The sequence below is a fragment of the Novosphingobium sp. Leaf2 genome (assembly GCF_001421325.1).
GTDB lineage: Bacteria > Pseudomonadota > Alphaproteobacteria > Sphingomonadales > Sphingomonadaceae > Novosphingobium.
This window is the reverse complement of sequence record NZ_LMJY01000001.1, coordinates 260,410-276,274: the sequence shown is the minus strand read 5'-3', so window position 1 is coordinate 276,274 and position 15,865 is coordinate 260,410. Positions and strand designations below refer to the sequence as shown.

Sequence of the window (15,865 nt, the reverse complement as noted above, 5' to 3'; positions counted from 1 at the left end):
CGTGGGCAATGAACGGAGTGCGTGTAGGTAACCGGATGATCGGCACCCAGTCCCCGGTCACCGTGGGTTGGGAGAACATCCCCCGTGTGCAAGGCGGGCCGTTCAAGCAGTTCTTCTTTACCTGGTTCCAGCCCACCGTCCTGTTCGGCCTGATCGCGTTCTGGTACTATGCCCCCAACTCCATCGCCAAGGCGTCCACCGCGATCGGCATCGGCATCGGCTTCAGGGTGCTGCTGCTGATCATGGAGTGGGCCTTTCCCCGCCATGAAAGCTGGAACCTGACGTGGAAGGAACTGGTCACCGACCTGTTCTACGTGGGGCTGGGGTACACTATCCTGCGCATGGTGGATGGCTATATCGGCGATGGCCCGATCATCGAAGGCATTCAGAACTATTTCCATTCGGAAAAGTTTACCTGGTTCACCGGCATGCCGCTGCTCGTGCAGGCGTTCATGATCTCGTTCATCTTCGATTTCGGGCAATATTGGATGCATCGCGGGATGCACAACTGGTACCCGCTGTGGCTGCCGCACTCCGTCCACCACTACATCACCCAGCTGAACATCAACAAAGGCGCGGTGGGCAATCCGGTAGAGCTGTTCCTGATCGGCCTGGGCGTCGGCGGGTTTTTCGACTTCCTGCCGCGCGCTGCGCTGCTGGCGGGTGCGATCGGGCTGGCGGTCGGCAGCTATCAGCACATCAACGTACGGTTCAATTCCCCACGCTGGTGGCGCTTCCTGTTCAACACCACCGAACATCACAGCGTCCACCACTCACAGGATTTCGAAGCCACCCGCAGCAATTACTCAAACACCTATATCTTCATCGACCGCATGTTCGGCACATGCATCGACGGCGAGGCTGAACTGCTGGGCATGGAAGGCGGTCGCCGCATGTCGATCCGCGAGCAGATGACCTACCCCTTCACCGAAGGCTGGAAGACGCTGCGCGAGCGGTATGGCCGCACGGCAAGCGCCACCGCAACTGCGGTGCCAGCGGAATGAGCGGCTCTGCGTCCACCATGCGGTATGATGCGGGGCAGGCCACGCCGGCCAAGCGCGGACCCATCAACCTGCGCCTGATCGACTGGATCTGGCACGTGCGCGGCAGCTTGCCGCTACCCTCCGGACAAACCGCCGACGAGGCTTTCGAAAAGCTGCGCCCGGTGTTCTTCCAGCCCGGCACGGCGCACGAGCAGGCGCAAGACATGCTGGTCTTCAGCAAGAAAGACCCCGCCGCGCAGGACAAGATGTCGATTTTCGATGGCGGTGTGCTGCGGGTGGACCACAGCCCGCAAGGCCCCGTGCTGCGCTACCACCTGATAAGCCGCGCCTTGCTGTTCTGCTTCCTGGCGCCGCTGCTGTTCCTGGCTTTCGCGCAACTGACCATCACTGTGGGCAAGTTCGAAAAGCCGGCGGCCGAAGCCAAGGATGAGGGCAAGAAGGCCAAGAAAGACACCGCCATCCAGCTTAACCCGATCGACAAGGCGCTTGGCGCGCCCGAACCGGAAAAGCCGAAGAAGGACGCGGACAAGGGCAAGGACAAGAAGCATTCGCCCACCGCCGCCTACGTCTTCGCCGCAATGTTCGCCGCGCTCTACGTGGTCGGACGCGTGCTGGAAGACCGGCTGGTGAAGGCGCTCTTCCGCAAGCGGCTGCGGGGCGTGCAGGCCTGATCTATCGGCCTTGACCGTTACGCGATGCTGCGGCCATGAGCGGCGTTACCCGCTTCATGGCCGCACCGCGCATCAATACATGTGCTGACCGCCGTTGATGCTCAGCGTCGATCCGGTGACGAAGCCGGCGTTATCCGAACACAGGAACGCGCAGCCACGCGCGATCTCGTACGCGTTGCCCAGGCGGCCGACCGGGATCTTGGCGACGATTTTCTCCAGCACCGGCGGTGGCACGGCAGCGACCATATCGGTATCAATGTAGCCGGGCGCGATGGCGTTGACGGTAACGCCGTATTTCGCGCCTTCCTGCGCCAGTGCTTTGGTGAAGCCGTGGATGCCGCTTTTGGCCGCGGCGTAATTGACCTGGCCGTATTGGCCGGCCTGCCCATTGATCGACCCGATGTTGACGATGCGACCCCATCCGCGGTCACGCATGCCCGAGAACGTCGCCTTGGCGGTGTTGAAGCAGCCGCCGAGGTTGACGCGCATCACATCGTTCCAGTCATCGAAACTCATCTTGTGCAGCACACCATCACGGGTGATGCCGGCATTGTTGATGACGATATCGATAGGCCCCACTTCGGCGGCGATACGCGCGCAGCTTTCCTGCGTCGCTTCGAAATCGCCGACGTCCCATTTGTAGGCGGAGATCCCGGTGCGCTGCGTGAAGGCCTGCGCCTTTTCATCGTTGCCCGCATAATTCGCAACCACAAGGTGGCCGCGCTCCTTCAAGGCCAGCGATACGGCCTCACCGATCCCGCGGGTTCCACCAGTAACAATCGCAACGCGCGCCATATGTTGAGCCTCTCACCGTTAAGCATCCGGAGCCAAGGCTATGCAAGGAACATGATGGCGGCAAGGCCTACCAGTGACATAAAGTGATTTGTCGCAAGACGTTGACGCGGCGCAAACCAACGTTGGCGTGACAGGGCTCAGAACTTGAACTGCGTACCTACGTACACTGCCTGGCTGTCCTGCTTGCCGTCGGTCAACGGCGCCAGCCGCTCGCGGTCCTGCGAATACCGCAGGCCGGCGGTCACATCGATGTGGTCGGTCACGCGATATGCGCCACCCAGATCGACTTCGCTGCCATCTGCCGCAAACGTGCGCGGCGCGCGCCCGGCCAAGCGCTTCTCGTCCACCGAAATGCGCGGCGAAAAGCGCGCGACATCCGGCTTGCTGGTGCTGGGCGCGAGGTTGAATTTCTTGAGGTCCGGCACCTCCGCCATCGGCCGCGAGGGGGTTGGCGTCACAAGGTTCTGGGCAAAGTTCTGATACCCGCGTGAGACGCCCAGGTTGAACGCGGTGGAGGAAATCCGCAGGTTGCCGGTTTCCGGCACGGTTTGGGCAAGGGGTGTGGTGCCGCGCACGATAATCGCCTGCGCGGCTTGGGGATCGACACGCACCGCCACCGTCACCGCCCGGTCCAGCCGGCTGGGCGCGCCCGCCGGCGTGAAGGGAAACGCCTGGTCCTTGACCAGCGAGCGCAGCGCGACTGCCTGCGACAGCGATTCGGGCGGCGATTCTGGATCAAGCGAATCGATCTGCCCGGCATTGCGGGCAGCATTGCGAAACGTGGTGGAGAATGCGAGCACAGCGGTAGGCAGAGCCAGCAAGGTGACGCAGCCGGCGAGCAGCAGCCCCGCCTTCATTCCGCCCCCGGGGGGTGCGGCAACAGTGCCCGTCCTCCCATTGCTGTTCATGCCGATTGCCCTGTATTCCCTGGCGCGAACCACGCCGCGCTGCAGATGGTGTTGTCGCTGCAGTCACCTTAACATGCACTGACCCGGCTTGGAAATGCCGTTATCGGGCAACCCCGCGTGCATACCCCGGTTCAGCCGGCGCTCAGCCGCGCGCCGCTTTAGGCAGGTGCGACGAAAAGGCGCTCTTGCCGCTGCGGGCGTGGCGGTTATAGAGGCGGATTAACGATGGGTGCGGCGCTGCCGGCTCTCGGCTCGGCTTTTGGGCCGCGAACACGCAAGACTGGGAACGAATATGACAGGCAGCACCGATACCGGCCTTCTTACCGTGCGCACGCTGACGACTGCAGGACTGTGCGCGGTGGCAGCCCTCGCTTTGGCCGGGTGCGGCGGCAAAAAGCCGGTGCGCGCCACGCTGGCGCCCTCGCAGGTCACCACGATCGGCGTGAACAGCTACCTGTGGCGTGCCAGCCTCGATTCGATCTCGTTCATGCCGCTGCTCCAGTCCGACAGTGCAGGCGGCGTGATCATCACCGACTGGTACGTGAACCCCAAAAGCCCGACCGAGCGCGTGAAGGTGTCGATCGCCATCCTCGACCAGGACCTTCGGGCCGATGCGCTGCGCGTCACCGTCGTGCGCCAGGTGCAGCAGGGCGGCGGCTGGGTGGCTGCGCCGGTCCAGGCCGCCACCGTCCAGAAGCTGGAAGACGTCATTCTCACCCGCGCCCGTGACCTGCGCCGCGATTCCATCGGCGGCTGAATTTCGCGGGGCCATGTGCACCCGCAGGAGACCTTGAAGACATGACCGAGCGGTTCGATCCCGCCCAGGCGGACACGCGCTGGCAAGCCGCGTGGGACGAAGCGCAATGCTTCCGCGCCGACGATACGTCCACCCGCCCACGCAGCTACGTGCTGGAAATGTTCCCGTACCCGTCGGGCCGCATCCACATCGGCCACGTACGCAATTACACGATGGGCGACGTGCTGGCGCGCTACAAGCGGATGCGCGGCCACGAAGTGCTGCACCCGATGGGGTGGGATGCGTTCGGGATGCCGGCGGAAAACGCGGCGATGGAAAAGGGCGTCCACCCCGGCGGCTGGACACGCGAAAACATCGCCAACATGAAGGCGCAGCTGAAGCGCCTGGGCTTCGCGCTGGACTGGAGCCGCGAGATCGCCACGTGCGAGCCGGAATATTACGGCCACGAACAGGCGCTGTTCCTTGACCTTTACGAACACGGACTGGTCTATCGCAAGGAATCGGCGGTCAACTGGGACCCGGTGGACCACACCGTGCTGGCCAACGAACAGGTGATCGACGGGCGCGGCTGGCGCTCCGGCGCGCTGGTCGAGAAGCGCAAGCTGAGCCAGTGGTTCCTCAAGATCACCGACTTTGCCGACGAACTGCTCGATGGGCTCTCCACGCTCGACAAGTGGCCCGAAAAGGTCCGCACGATGCAGGAGAACTGGATCGGCAAGAGCCAGGGCCTGCAGTTCCGTTTCGATCTTTCCACCGGCGGCACGGTGGACGTTTACACCACCCGCCCCGATACGATCTTCGGCGCCAGCTTCGTGGCGGTTGCCGCCGATCACCCGATTGCGCAGGCCGCTGCTGTCGGCCGGCCCGAGGTGGAAGACTTCATCGCGCTGTGCAAGCAGGGCGGCACCACGGCTGCGGAAATGGAAACGGCGGAGAAGCTGGGTTTCGACACCGGCATCACCGCGCGCCATCCCTTCACTGGCGACGCCCTGCCGGTCTACATCGCCAATTTCGTGCTGATGGATTACGGCACCGGCGCAATCATGGCGGTGCCCGGCCACGACCAGCGCGATTTCGAATTCGCGACCAAGTACGGCCTGCCGATCGTGCGCGTGGTCGCCGCCAGCGTTGAAGACGCGGCCACTCCCTTTGGTGACGAGGCCGAGGCGGGCGACGGCGTGCTGGTCAACTCCGGCTTCCTCGATGGGCTCAGCGTGGCCGATGCCAAGCGCCACGTCATTGCCCGGGCCGAGGCCGAAGGCTGGGGCGAGGGCAAGACGGTGTGGCGCCTGCGCGACTGGGGCGTTTCGCGCCAGCGCTATTGGGGCACGCCGATCCCGTTCATCCACTGCGAAGTATGCGGCGTGGTGCCGGTGCCCAAGAAACAGCTGCCGGTGGTGCTGCCCGAAGATGTCGATTTCGCGACGCCCGGCAATCCGCTGGCGCGGCACCCCACCTGGAAGCACGTGGATTGCCCGCAATGCGGCCACCCCGCGCGGCGCGAGACCGACACGCTCGACACGTTCGTGGACAGTTCGTGGTACTTCCTGCGCTTCGCCAGCCAGCCCGGCGACCGTCCGTTCGACCCCGCGCAGATCGCGCAGTGGTTGCCGGTGGAGCAGTATATCGGCGGCATCGAGCATGCGATCCTGCACTTGCTCTACGCCCGCTTCTGGACCCGCGCGCTGGCCCGGATCGGCAAGATCGAGGTGACCGAACCGTTCGCCAGCCTGTTTACGCAAGGCATGGTGACGCACGAGACCTATTTCCGCATCAACGACGCCAACGGCCAGCCGGTGTATTTCACGCCCGGCGAGATTGAGCGCGCTTCGGATGGGGCCCTGCTCAAGGCGGACGGCGCACCGGTCGAAGTGGGCCGCGTGATCAAGATGTCGAAGTCGAAGAAGAACGTGGTCGATCCCGACGAGATCGTGGCCACCTACGGCGCCGACGCAATTCGCTGGTTCATGCTGTCAGACAGTCCGCCCGAACGCGACCTGCCATGGTCCGAGGCCGGGATCGAGGGCTGTGCGCGCTTCGTCCAGCGGCTGTGGCGTCTGTTCGGCCAGTATGACGCTGCCGCCACCGGCGAGGACAAGGCGCTGGACCGCAAGGCGCACCAGACGGTGGACGCCGCCGCGCGCGATATCGAGGCGCTGGGCTTCAACAAGGCGGTAGCTCGCATCTACGAACTGACCGCCGCGACAGAGAAAGCCGCGCCCTCCGCCAGCCGCTCTGCCGCGATCCGCACCGTGCTGCTGCTGGTCGCGCCGATGATGCCGCATCTGGCCGAGGAAGCTTGGGCGACCATCGGTGACGGCCTCATCGCCGATGCTGCGTGGCCCGAAGTGGACCCAGCGCTGCTGGTGGACGACGAGGTGACCGTGGCCGTGCAGGTCAAGGGCAAGCTGCGCGATACGCTCATCGTGGCCAAGGGCACCTCCAGGGAAACGCTTGAGGCGCTTGCCCTTGCCAGCGAGAAAGTGCAGCGTGCGCTGGATGGAGCTGAAGTGCGCAAAGTGATCGTGGTGCCCGATCGTCTGGTCAATCTCGTCGCGTGAAGGGGCTTGCAGTTCTCCTTGGCGCGCTGGCGCTCGCGGGCTGCGGCCTGAAACCGATGTATGCGGGCGGTGGCAATGCGGCCGTGGCGCAAGGGCTCGCCGGGGTTCAGGTGTCCGCGATCCAGGGCAAGGCCGGCTGGCTGGTGCGCAATGCGCTGGTGGACGAGCTGGGCATGTCCGGCGCGAAGGGCGTGACCCCACGCTATCGGCTGGACATCCGGCTGGATGACAAGCTGGAAAGCTTCGCGCTCCTGTCTGACGATACGGTGGGCCGGGAACGGCGCACCCTGCGCGCCCGCTATCAGCTGGTGGATATCGGCAGCGGAGCAGTGGTGCTGGACGAAACCGCCGGCACCGATGCGGGCATCGATGTCGTCTCGTCAGACTATGCCACCATCGCTGCCGAGCAGACCGCGCTGGAAAACATGGCGAAGGATCTGGCCAGCCGCATCACCACCAATATCGCCCTGCGCCTGCGCGGCAATACCCGCCAGTAAAGGCCGATGAAGGCCACGCAGAAGGAATTTGCCGGCATCGCGCAGCGCGCCGCAAAGGAGGCGCGTGTGTTCTTCTTTTGCGGACCGGACGAATCCGGCGCAACCGATGCGGCCATGCGGATCGTCTCGCTGCTGCCTGATCCCGGCGAGCGAATCGAAATGGCGGGCGCGGACTTGCGCCGCGATCCGGTGCGGCTGGGGGACGAAGCGCGGTCCACCTCGCTGTTTGGGGGCGCCCGGCACATCTGGGTGCGGGCCGCCGGTGACGAGGCGCACGATGCCGTGCAGACGCTGCTGGAAAACGACGTGCCGGGCTGCCCGGTGCTGATCGTCGCCACCGCCGCGACCGACAAATCGCGGACCGCCAAGCTGCTGGCCGCCCGGCCCGATGCGCTGGTGGCGATGTTCTATCCGCCGGACATGGCCGCGATCACCGCCGCGGTGCGTACGATGGCGAACGCGGCCGGGCTCAAGCTGGGCAGCGAAATGGCCGAACGCATCGCGCGCGGGGCCGGCATGGATACCCGGCTCGCCCGCTCCGAAGTGACCAAGCTGGCACTCTATCTCGATGCCTCCCCGGAAACGCCGCGCGCTGTATCCCTCACCGATATAGATACGGTGAGCGCGACGACGGAGGATGATGATTTCGGACCGGTGGTCGATGCCGTGCTGGGCGGGCACCGCGATGCGATCGGCCCGCAGCTGCGGCGCATCCACGATCAGGGCATGAACCCGGTAGGACTGCTGCTGGCGATCGAGCGCCGCGCCGCGCAGCTGGCCGGGCTGAACGCGCGATTCGGTGACGGGCGTGATCTTGCCGGCTTTCTGAAGGTGGAGGCAGGCGCGCGCCGGATCTTCTGGAAGGATCAGGCTGCGCTTGGCTTGCAGATGCAGGCATGGCGCGGGCAGAAACTGGAGCGGCTGGTGGCGCGATTAATCGAACTGCATCAATCGCTGCTTGCCAATAGCCGCGACGCAGAACTGCTTTTGTCCAGTGGTTTGCTGGCAATAGCGCGCTCTGCGCGTGCCAACACTGGACGCCGGACAATAAACACGGCCTGACGGATTCGTCTTTTCCGATTGCTTGCTTCCAACATACGGGCGTATACGTACCGCATCGCAGCATGGCATGCCCGTGCAGCGGGACGACAAACTGCTTGAGGGGGCAGTCGGCGTGAGTTCGCAAGCAGGAGTGCACAACCGATGAACGCGCCACTCGCCGCGCGTCCGCTCCTGACGGAGCACATGGACGCCGAAGAACTGCTGGTCGCCCCATCGCGTGAGCGACGCCGGCTGCAATGCTATCTCGCCATGGTGGTTACCGATTCGCTGGCGATATTCGCCGGCTTTGCAGCTGTTGGCTATCTGCTTTCAGGCGTGCAGGGCATCCCCGGCGCGCTGGTTCACGCGCAGCTGATCCTCCCGATTTTCCTGACCCTGGCGCTGTACAACGGATCGTATTCGATCGCGACGCTGCAGGAAGGCTGGCGCGGTATCTTCCGGGCGGCGGCAGCCATGGTGATCGCCATAGCCGTGGTGGTCTTCGTGCAGTTCCTCATCCGCCCCGGCACTGACGTGTCACGCGCGGCATTCAACGGCGGCGCGCTGTGCGCGATGCTGGTGATATCGTGGGGCCGCCTGCAACTACGCAGTTTCGTGGCGTGGCGCTGCGGCGAGACTGTCATCAACGAGTTGATCATCGACGACGGCGGCCCGCAGGTGAACTTGCGCGGCGCGATTCGCATTTCGGCGGCGGCGATGGGCCTGCGCCCCAACCTCAGCGATCCGCATGCGCTGGACCGGGTCGGGCTGGTCCTGCGCAACATAGACCGGGTGATCGTCAGCTGCCCCGCAGGCCGCCGCGCCGATTGGGCGATGATGCTCAAGGGCGCCAACGTAGACGGCGAAGTGTTGGACGATGAGGTGGCCCGGCTGGGTGCGCAAGGCGCGCGGGTGGTGGGCAAGCACGGCCTGCTGATGGTATCCGCCGGGCCGCTCGGCCTGCGGGACCGCGCGATGAAGCGCCTGTTCGATATGGGTTTTGCCGGTTGCGCCATCCTCGCGCTGTCGCCGCTGCTGCTGGCGGTGGCGCTGGCGGTGAAGCTGCAGGATGGCGGGCCGGTGTTCTTCACGCAGCGCCGCATGGGCCGGGGCAACCGGTTCTTCAACATGTACAAGTTCCGCTCCATGACGCAGACCCTGGGCGATGCCACCGGCAGCGTCTCGGCATCGAAGGACGACAAGCGCATCACCCGCGTGGGGCGCTTCATCCGCAAGACCAGCATCGATGAACTACCCCAGCTATTTAACGTGCTGCTGGGTGACATGAGCCTGGTCGGCCCGCGCCCGCATGCCACCGGATCGCTGGCGGGCGACAAGCTGTTCTGGGAAGTGGACAGCCGCTACTGGCAGCGCCATTCGCTCAAACCCGGCTTGTCCGGTCTTGCTCAGGTGCGCGGCTTTCGCGGCGCCACCGATCACGAATCGGATCTGGTCAACCGTCTGCAAGCGGATCTGGAATACCTGGAAGGCTGGACCATCATGCGCGATATCCAGATCATCGTGCTGACGATCCGCGTGCTGGTGCACGACCGGGCATTCTAACCTGGCTGGCGACCGCCGCCAGCCTCTCGCTACGTTATTCCGGAAGCAGTGCGCGCCCTTCGAAGCGCGCGATCGCATGGCGCACCACCTTGTCCAGCGCTTCGTCCGAGAAGAAGCCGCCGGGGATCAGGCAGCGTTCCACCAGCACGCGCCGGAACGCGGCAAACGTCTGCACATCAGGCGCCACCGGATCGGCCCAGAAGGCGTCGATGCCCTTCTGGTAGGTGATGTCGGCAATGTCGTACACCGCATGGCCCAGCGCCACCACCGGAACGCCGGTGGCGAGCGCGAACGTGCCGCTGGTGCTGTTGATCGTCACCACGCCGCGCGCGCGCTGGGTGACCGGCACGATATCGCCCCACGCCAGGTAATCGACCCGGTCGGCCACGCCGAACAGCTCGGCGGTGTCTGCGGTCTCCTGCCGCCAGTCGCGCACGCCGTTGTCCAGCGGATGTTCCTTCACCACCAGCCGCACGTCCAGCGGCGCATGTGCGGCGAACGAGCCGATAATCAACCGCAAGGCATCGGCGATCCCGGCGAAAGGCGAGTGCAGCCGGATCTGCGCATCCGAATCGAGCTGCAACGGAAACAGGAAATACGTGGCGCCGGACGCTTCCAGGTCGTGCAGCAGCTGGATACTGCTGGCCTCGCGTTCCTTGCGGCGGCGCAGCTTGCGCACCCAGCCCATCGCTTCCACCAGCGGATGCCACGGGCGATGGTTGCTCCAGTGCGGATAGTGCCAGCGCGTCAACACATCGGCAGCGTTATACAGCAGCCCCTCGATCGCGCGTCGACGGAACGAGGAGGGGACCTGCGCATGCGGCGGCACCGGCGGCAGCGCGGCGGCGGTTTCCCGGTACCACGCGGGATCGCGCGGAAGCGACGAATGGCCGTTCACCCCGCCCAGTTCCAAGGTCACCCAGTCAGGCCGGATATACCCTTCCTCGAACACGTGGACCGGCACCCCCAGATCGCGGCACAGGCGAATCGCGGGCATGTGATGGTCCCGGCAATCGCCGAACAGCGTGACGTCGGTTACCCCGCGTTCACGGATAACCTGCTCCAGCCAGCCGGGCCAGTCTTCCAGCGAACCGCGATAGTCGATGCCGTTGGGCAACCGCCAGAACAGCCGGTCCCCGCCGTTGAAGTTGATCTTGTGGACGGTATGCCCGGCAGCAATCAGCCCTAGGCCCAGCTTGCGGAACAGCGGGCCCATCAGGCCCTGCAGCATCAGCACCGTGCGCTTGCCCGGCGCCGTGTGCGTGTCGGCAGCGCTGTCGATCGGCGCTGCAGCAACGCCGGCGGGCGCTGCGGGAAATCCTGACATCGAAAACCTGCTCCGTATGGGCGCATCCGCTAAATCACGGATTCGCCTGCCGTTCGGGGGCCCGCCGCCAACGCGCCTGTCATGTCATAACAGCCGTTAGTGTGCATGAACCCTTGCGGCAACCCTGCCGGCATTGCGTATACGCATGAAGGACTGGATGGATGACAGTCTCGATCATGGCGGTTATGAGCGCCGCTCACTTCACCAGGGCCCGGATGTCGCGGCCCGCAACCCTGCAGGACAGTGGCGCGCTTAGCAGTCATATTCACCGTATTGCAGGTGGCCGCCATCGTGCTGGACGCGTTGGTGCGCCCGCGTGTGGACCGGCGCGGCGGTGCGATGGTGCGCAGCGCGGCAGGACTGTGGCTGAATGCGTGCATGATTGCAGCGTTGCTGGGCCTGTTTCTGGCGCTGTGCGGCAACCCTGTGCTGGCCGCTTTGCTGGCGCTGGCGGCCCCGGCCCTGCTGGTGCTGGCGTCCAACGCCAAGCACGCCATGCTGGGCGAGCCGCTGCTGTTCTCCGATCTGGCGCTGGTGGGCGCCATTTTCCGTCATCCCCAGTTTTATCTGTCCGCCGTGCAGTTGTGGCAACGGATTGGCGTGGCGATAGTGGGCGCGGCGCTGCTGGCGATCGTGGGATGGCTGTTCGTACCGGCATTCGCGCCGCATCTTGCCGGCCTGGCGCTGACGGTAATCGCGCTGGCAGCCTTGGGACTTACCCGGCGCGCCGCGCCAATCGGCCGCCTTGCCACGATACCGGATGCTGCCGCCGACGTGCGCCGGCACGGCTTATTGCCCACCCTGCTGCTCTACTGGCTGCGCTGGCGCGACAGTCGCGACCCGCCGCCATGCGGTGCAATCGGGCGCAACCCCACCGCCGACGCGCCCGAACTGGTCGTGGTCATCCAGTGCGAAAGCTTTGCCGATCCAGTCGACCTGTTCGGTGATCCGGCTCTCGCGCTGCCCGGCCTGGCCGCCGCCCGCGCGCAGGCCTGCCACTGGGGTGATCTGCAGGTCAGCGGCTTTGGCGCCTACACCATGCGCACCGAATACGGCGTGCTGTTCGGCCGGGATGAGGACGCACTGGGCTTTCGGCGGTACGATCCGTTCCTCACCGCGCTGGGCGAGGCCTCGTATGCCCTGCCCGCGCGGCTGGGACGCCCGTGGCACAGCCTGTTCGTCCATCCCCATGACATGCGCTTCTACGGGCGCGATGCGATCATGCCGGCAGGTGGCTTTGCCGAGCTGGTCGGCGAGGACCGGTTTACCCCGCCCCGGCCAGAGGAGGGCCGCTACGTCACCGACGCGGCGATGACGGACGTGATCCTGGACCTTGCGCGGACGGCAGACGGGCCGGCGCTGTTGTATGCGGTGACGATCGAAAACCACGGCCCTTGGGCCTCCGACGATGCTGCCGGGGCCGGCAGCGCCGATCTGGTGGGCAGCTATTTGCGCCTGGTCAGCCATAGCGATGCGATGCTGACCGCGCTGGTCGACGGGCTCGCCGCTATCGGCCGCCCCGCGCTGCTGGTGTTCTTCGGCGATCATCGCCCCAGCATTCCGGGCGCGAGCATGCCGGGTGGCGTTCGCCACACCCCGTATGTCATGCTGCGAACCGATGGCGCGGGACACGTCATTGCCGGGGCGAACCGGCGACAGGACCTGACGCCCGCAGGCTTGCATCACGCCATCCTGGATGCGGTGCTGGGGCCGCCCGCCTGACTGCGATACCAAAGCGCAATAGAGCCAGCCGTTGCTGGGCTTAGACTGCCACAAACGCGTAGAGGAAAGGCGGCATCGTGCGGATCATCTATGGCTTGGGGATAACCGCATCATGGTGCATTCTGGTCGCTGCGGTGCCCTCTGGCGCGGCTAGCGCCGGAAACGGGTGGGACCAGACCTGGGGCGCCTATCGCGTCGAACTGGCCCGCCGGTGCCCTACCAAGCACTTGGAACTGCTGGCGCCGGCAGACCTGCGCGATGTGCTCGATACGTTCAAGGCGAAGCAACCCCCACACACGCGGCGACTGATGGATAGCGCGCAACATAGCGCGTGTGTTCACAGCATTGCCGGCACCACGTGCGACAATGCCGGCGATATCCGCGTGGCGCAAAGCCAGCGGCTGCTGCCACGCCTGGTCGCCGCGGTATGTGGCAGCTTCACCGGCTGTGCGAGCCAGTCCGACTGCACGGCCAAGCGCTGACGGCGCCCCTCATTGTCGCGGCGGCGCCAGGCTCAACAGCAGGCGGTCGCGAAGCGGAGTGGGCAGCAGGCGATCAAGCCAGCGTAGCACCGCGAACGGCCACGGCGTGATCAGATGGGCCCGGCCCCGTGCCGCCGCTTTCGCGATTCGTGCCGCCATAACATCGGGCGCGATCAGCAGCGGTTTGGGGCCGGGCACCGTCCGGCCCGCCGCGGTATCGATAAAGCCGGGCGACACCAGTGTAACCGTCACGCCATGGCGGCGCACGCTCAGCCGCAGCGCATCCGCAAAGCGCGCCAGCCCCGCCTTGGTACCGGCATAAGCAGCGGCAAACGGCAGCGCGTGGAAGCCTGCCGCCGACCCGATGAGGACAATTCCACCCCTGCCGCGCTGCACCATCCGCTCCCCCAATGCAGCAGCCATCGCCGCCGGCGCGGTGAAGTTGACGGTGCCGAGCAATGCCACCAGGCCTGCGTCCTCCACCAGATCGTCGGGCGCACGGATGTCGCCCCTGCCGGATGCAAACAGCGCAAGATCGATTGCATGCGCACTGTCGTCATCCAGCAAGGCCTTGATGGCCGCGTCGATAGCGGTGATATCCTGCGCGCGAATCGCAACTTGTGCACCGGCTGCCCGGCACTGCTCGGCCAGTGATTCGAGGCGGGGCATATCGCGGCCCCATAGCGCCAGTCGCACTCCGGATTTCGCGTAATGTCGCGCCAGTGCGCCGCCCAGGCCACCCGACGCGCCGGTAATCAAGATATGCGTCTCGGCACATGCCGCATTGCACAAAAGTATCGGTGCCGGGTGTGTCCGTTCGGCCATGAATCGCCTTTGTATATGGAAGAACACGCAAATCTGGGCTCGCCTTGCCCAAAGTTCATCTCGTTTGGAGGCATCCTGCCTTGACAGGCGCCGCCCCGTGCTGTCCAGAATTACATCCAATGCCCTCCCCCGTTTCCAGCCCCCCACGCATCCGGTTGTTCAAGAGTGAGCGTCTGGAACGGCTCACGCTGATATCACCGCGCTTGTTCGCGGTGGTTTGGGCGGTCCTGCTGCCGCTGTTTCTGCTCGCCGCGTGGGGTACTGCAACGCCATTTTGGGCGGTCGGGCTGCTGGCTGGCGGACTGTTGTTCTGGTCGGTGTTCGAATACGTGATGCACCGCTTCCTGTTTCACCTGGATTCCGATCAGCGTGTGATCAAGTGGCTGGTATTCCTGATCCACGGCAACCATCACGATAACCCGAACGACCCCATGCGCGGCATGATGCCCCTGGGTGTAAGCCTGCCGGTGGCGGCGCTGGTGTGGGCAGCATGCGTGGCGCTGATCGGCGCTCCGGGAACATGGCTGTTCCTGGGCTGGATCAGCGGATACGTGCTGTATGATGGCCTCCATTTCGCCTGCCATCAATGGCCGATGCGTGGCCGGCTGGGGAGTGCGCTGAAACGTCACCACATGCGCCATCACTATGTGGACGACGGCGGCAACTTCGCGATCACCGCCATCTTCTGGGATCGCGTACTCGGTTCTCGGATAGATTCGCTCAAGCGTTGAGCCCGTCGGTTTCGGACGGCGCTGCAATTTCGGATAAATCGCGGAAGGCGCGCATTGCCATGCGGTGACCGCGTTCGCACATAACCTGCCGAGAACCGCACACAGCAAGGAAACTGGGCATGGACGTCGCGTTTATCGGACTGGGCCAGATGGGTAGCGGCATGGCTGGCTGCCTCATGGATGCCGGCCATGCGGTTACCGTGTGGAACCGTGACCCGGCAAAAGCGCAGCCGTTTGCCGACCGAGGCGCCGCCCTCGCCACCAGCCCGGCGCAGGCAGCCGGATCCCGCGTGGTGTTCACGATGCTGGCCAACGACGACGCGCTCGAAGCCGTCTGCTTCGGTGATGATGGCCTGCTCGCCGCCGGGCCGGGCCTGCTGCATGTCTCGTGCAGCACCGTCAGCGTCGCCCTGACTGAACGTTTGACGCAGGCCCACACCGATGCCGGTCAACGCTTCGTTTCCGCGCAAGTGCTGGGTCGGCCGGACGTCGCCGCGGCGGGGAAGCTGTCGATCGTGGCAGCAGGTCCCCCAGCGGATCTTGATGCCGCGCAGCCCGGCTTCGACGCATTCGGCGCCAGGACGATCCGCCTGGGTGACCGGCCTGCCATGGCGGCAGCCGCCAAAGTCGCCCTCAACTTCGGGATCGCCGCCGTGATCGAGACGATCAGCGAACAGATCCGCATTGCCGGTGCGCACGAAGTTTCCGCCACGCAGATGGCGCAGCTGCTGGTGGAGAGCGAATTCGGCGCGCGGATGTTTGCCAGCTACGCGCCGATGATCGCCAGCGAACGCTTTGAGCCCGCGGGTTTTCCGTTGTACCTTGGTCGCAAGGATGTGGGGCTCGCCATCGCCGCAGCGGACGGTGCGCCGTTGCCACTGGCACAGCTGCTGGCCGAGCGCATGGACGCGATCATCGCTGCTGGCGGCGGCGCGCGTGACTGGTCTTCGCTAGGTCAGGTCTAGGCGGCCAAGGCCGCCT

Annotated in this window: 15 protein-coding genes; 11 read left to right on the top strand and 4 right to left on the bottom strand. The window is 65.3% G+C overall.

Annotated features, from left to right (window positions below):
• The first annotated feature begins 8 nt into the window (after positions 1-8).
• Both ASE49_RS01450 and ASE49_RS01445 read left to right on the top strand, forming a co-directional pair.
• Entirely contained in the window at positions 9-1,004 is a 996-nt protein-coding gene (locus ASE49_RS01450) for a sterol desaturase family protein (RefSeq protein ID WP_056767909.1), read from the top strand.
• Positions 1,001-1,675, top strand: coding sequence for a hypothetical protein (locus tag ASE49_RS01445; RefSeq protein WP_327195737.1), 675 nt, complete (start codon positions 1,001-1,003; stop codon positions 1,673-1,675). The genes ASE49_RS01450 and ASE49_RS01445 overlap by 4 nt, the downstream gene beginning before the upstream one ends.
• Before the next feature lie 72 nt (positions 1,676-1,747).
• On the opposite strand, the gene phbB is transcribed toward ASE49_RS01445, so the two are convergent.
• Together phbB and ASE49_RS01435 are read right to left on the bottom strand one after the other, a co-directional pair.
• Positions 1,748-2,470, bottom strand: a complete 723-nt coding sequence (gene phbB, locus ASE49_RS01440) for an acetoacetyl-CoA reductase (RefSeq protein WP_056767906.1) — start codon at positions 2,468-2,470, stop codon at positions 1,748-1,750.
• Positions 2,471-2,607: 137 nt separating this feature from the next.
• The gene (locus ASE49_RS01435) at positions 2,608-3,378 is read right to left on the bottom strand and encodes a hypothetical protein (protein WP_200921936.1); all 771 of its coding nucleotides are present in this window, start codon (positions 3,376-3,378) and stop codon (positions 2,608-2,610) included.
• 292 nt (positions 3,379-3,670) lie between these two features.
• Between ASE49_RS01435 and ASE49_RS01430 the strand changes: the two genes are divergently transcribed.
• From ASE49_RS01430 to ASE49_RS01410, 5 genes are all read left to right on the top strand, one after another.
• Positions 3,671-4,135: a DUF3576 domain-containing protein gene (locus tag ASE49_RS01430; RefSeq protein WP_082456244.1), complete on the top strand. Its 465-nt coding sequence runs from the start codon at positions 3,671-3,673 to the stop codon at positions 4,133-4,135.
• A gap of 41 nt (positions 4,136-4,176) precedes the next feature.
• Positions 4,177-6,696: a leucine--tRNA ligase gene (leuS, locus tag ASE49_RS01425; RefSeq protein ID WP_056767902.1), complete on the top strand. Its 2,520-nt coding sequence runs from the start codon at positions 4,177-4,179 to the stop codon at positions 6,694-6,696.
• Positions 6,693-7,193 carry an LPS assembly lipoprotein LptE gene (gene lptE / locus ASE49_RS01420; protein ID WP_056767901.1) on the top strand — a complete coding sequence of 167 codons (501 nt, stop codon included), beginning with the start codon at positions 6,693-6,695 and terminating at the stop codon, positions 7,191-7,193. The genes leuS and lptE overlap by 4 nt, the downstream gene beginning before the upstream one ends.
• A gap of 6 nt (positions 7,194-7,199) precedes the next feature.
• A complete protein-coding gene (gene holA, locus ASE49_RS01415; RefSeq protein ID WP_056767898.1) occupies positions 7,200-8,255 on the top strand; it encodes a DNA polymerase III subunit delta in 1,056 nt (351 codons plus the stop codon).
• Positions 8,256-8,396: 141 nt separating this feature from the next.
• Entirely contained in the window at positions 8,397-9,797 is a 1,401-nt protein-coding gene (locus tag ASE49_RS01410; protein WP_056767895.1) for a sugar transferase, read from the top strand.
• A 34-nt stretch (positions 9,798-9,831) separates the two neighbouring features.
• On the opposite strand, the gene ASE49_RS01405 is transcribed toward ASE49_RS01410, so the two are convergent.
• On the bottom strand, positions 9,832-11,124 hold the full coding sequence (locus tag ASE49_RS01405; protein WP_082456243.1) for a capsular biosynthesis protein: 1,293 nt from the start codon (positions 11,122-11,124) through the stop codon (positions 9,832-9,834).
• A gap of 243 nt (positions 11,125-11,367) precedes the next feature.
• On the opposite strand from ASE49_RS01405, the gene ASE49_RS01400 reads away from it, so the two are divergent.
• Both ASE49_RS01400 and ASE49_RS01395 read left to right on the top strand, forming a co-directional pair.
• Positions 11,368-12,846, top strand: a complete 1,479-nt coding sequence (locus tag ASE49_RS01400) for an LTA synthase family protein (RefSeq protein ID WP_056767891.1) — start codon at positions 11,368-11,370, stop codon at positions 12,844-12,846.
• Positions 12,847-12,923: 77 nt separating this feature from the next.
• Entirely contained in the window at positions 12,924-13,328 is a 405-nt protein-coding gene (locus ASE49_RS01395; protein ID WP_056767888.1) for a hypothetical protein, read from the top strand.
• Positions 13,329-13,337: 9 nt separating this feature from the next.
• Here the strand turns inward: ASE49_RS01395 and ASE49_RS01390 are convergent, their stop codons facing one another.
• Entirely contained in the window at positions 13,338-14,153 is an 816-nt protein-coding gene (locus ASE49_RS01390; protein WP_056767884.1) for an SDR family NAD(P)-dependent oxidoreductase, read from the bottom strand.
• A gap of 119 nt (positions 14,154-14,272) precedes the next feature.
• On the opposite strand from ASE49_RS01390, the gene ASE49_RS01385 reads away from it, so the two are divergent.
• Complete coding sequence (locus ASE49_RS01385) at positions 14,273-14,884, top strand: sterol desaturase family protein (protein WP_056767880.1); 612 nt, start codon at positions 14,273-14,275, stop codon at positions 14,882-14,884.
• 119 nt (positions 14,885-15,003) lie between these two features.
• A complete protein-coding gene (locus ASE49_RS01380) occupies positions 15,004-15,849 on the top strand; it encodes an NAD(P)-dependent oxidoreductase (protein ID WP_056767878.1) in 846 nt (281 codons plus the stop codon).
• Positions 15,850-15,865: the final 16 nt, after the last annotated feature.

Bases quoted from the DNA above. Each gene is read 5' to 3' on its own strand.
- ASE49_RS01450 (WP_056767909.1), top strand. From the start codon at position 9: ATGAACGGAGTGCGTGTAGGTAACCGGATGATCGGCACCCAGTCCCCG.
- ASE49_RS01445 (WP_327195737.1), top strand. From the start codon at position 1,001: ATGAGCGGCTCTGCGTCCACCATGCGGTATGATGCGGGGCAGGCCACG.
- phbB (WP_056767906.1), bottom strand. From the start codon at position 2,470: ATGGCGCGCGTTGCGATTGTTACTGGTGGAACCCGCGGGATCGGTGAG.
- ASE49_RS01435 (WP_200921936.1), bottom strand. From the start codon at position 3,378: ATGAACAGCAATGGGAGGACGGGCACTGTTGCCGCACCCCCCGGGGGC.
- ASE49_RS01430 (WP_082456244.1), top strand. From the start codon at position 3,671: ATGACAGGCAGCACCGATACCGGCCTTCTTACCGTGCGCACGCTGACG.
- leuS (WP_056767902.1), top strand. From the start codon at position 4,177: ATGACCGAGCGGTTCGATCCCGCCCAGGCGGACACGCGCTGGCAAGCC.
- holA (WP_056767898.1), top strand. From the start codon at position 7,200: ATGAAGGCCACGCAGAAGGAATTTGCCGGCATCGCGCAGCGCGCCGCA.
- ASE49_RS01410 (WP_056767895.1), top strand. From the start codon at position 8,397: ATGAACGCGCCACTCGCCGCGCGTCCGCTCCTGACGGAGCACATGGAC.
- ASE49_RS01405 (WP_082456243.1), bottom strand. From the start codon at position 11,124: ATGTCAGGATTTCCCGCAGCGCCCGCCGGCGTTGCTGCAGCGCCGATC.
- ASE49_RS01390 (WP_056767884.1), bottom strand. From the start codon at position 14,153: ATGGCCGAACGGACACACCCGGCACCGATACTTTTGTGCAATGCGGCA.
- ASE49_RS01385 (WP_056767880.1), top strand. From the start codon at position 14,273: ATGCCCTCCCCCGTTTCCAGCCCCCCACGCATCCGGTTGTTCAAGAGT.
- ASE49_RS01380 (WP_056767878.1), top strand. From the start codon at position 15,004: ATGGACGTCGCGTTTATCGGACTGGGCCAGATGGGTAGCGGCATGGCT.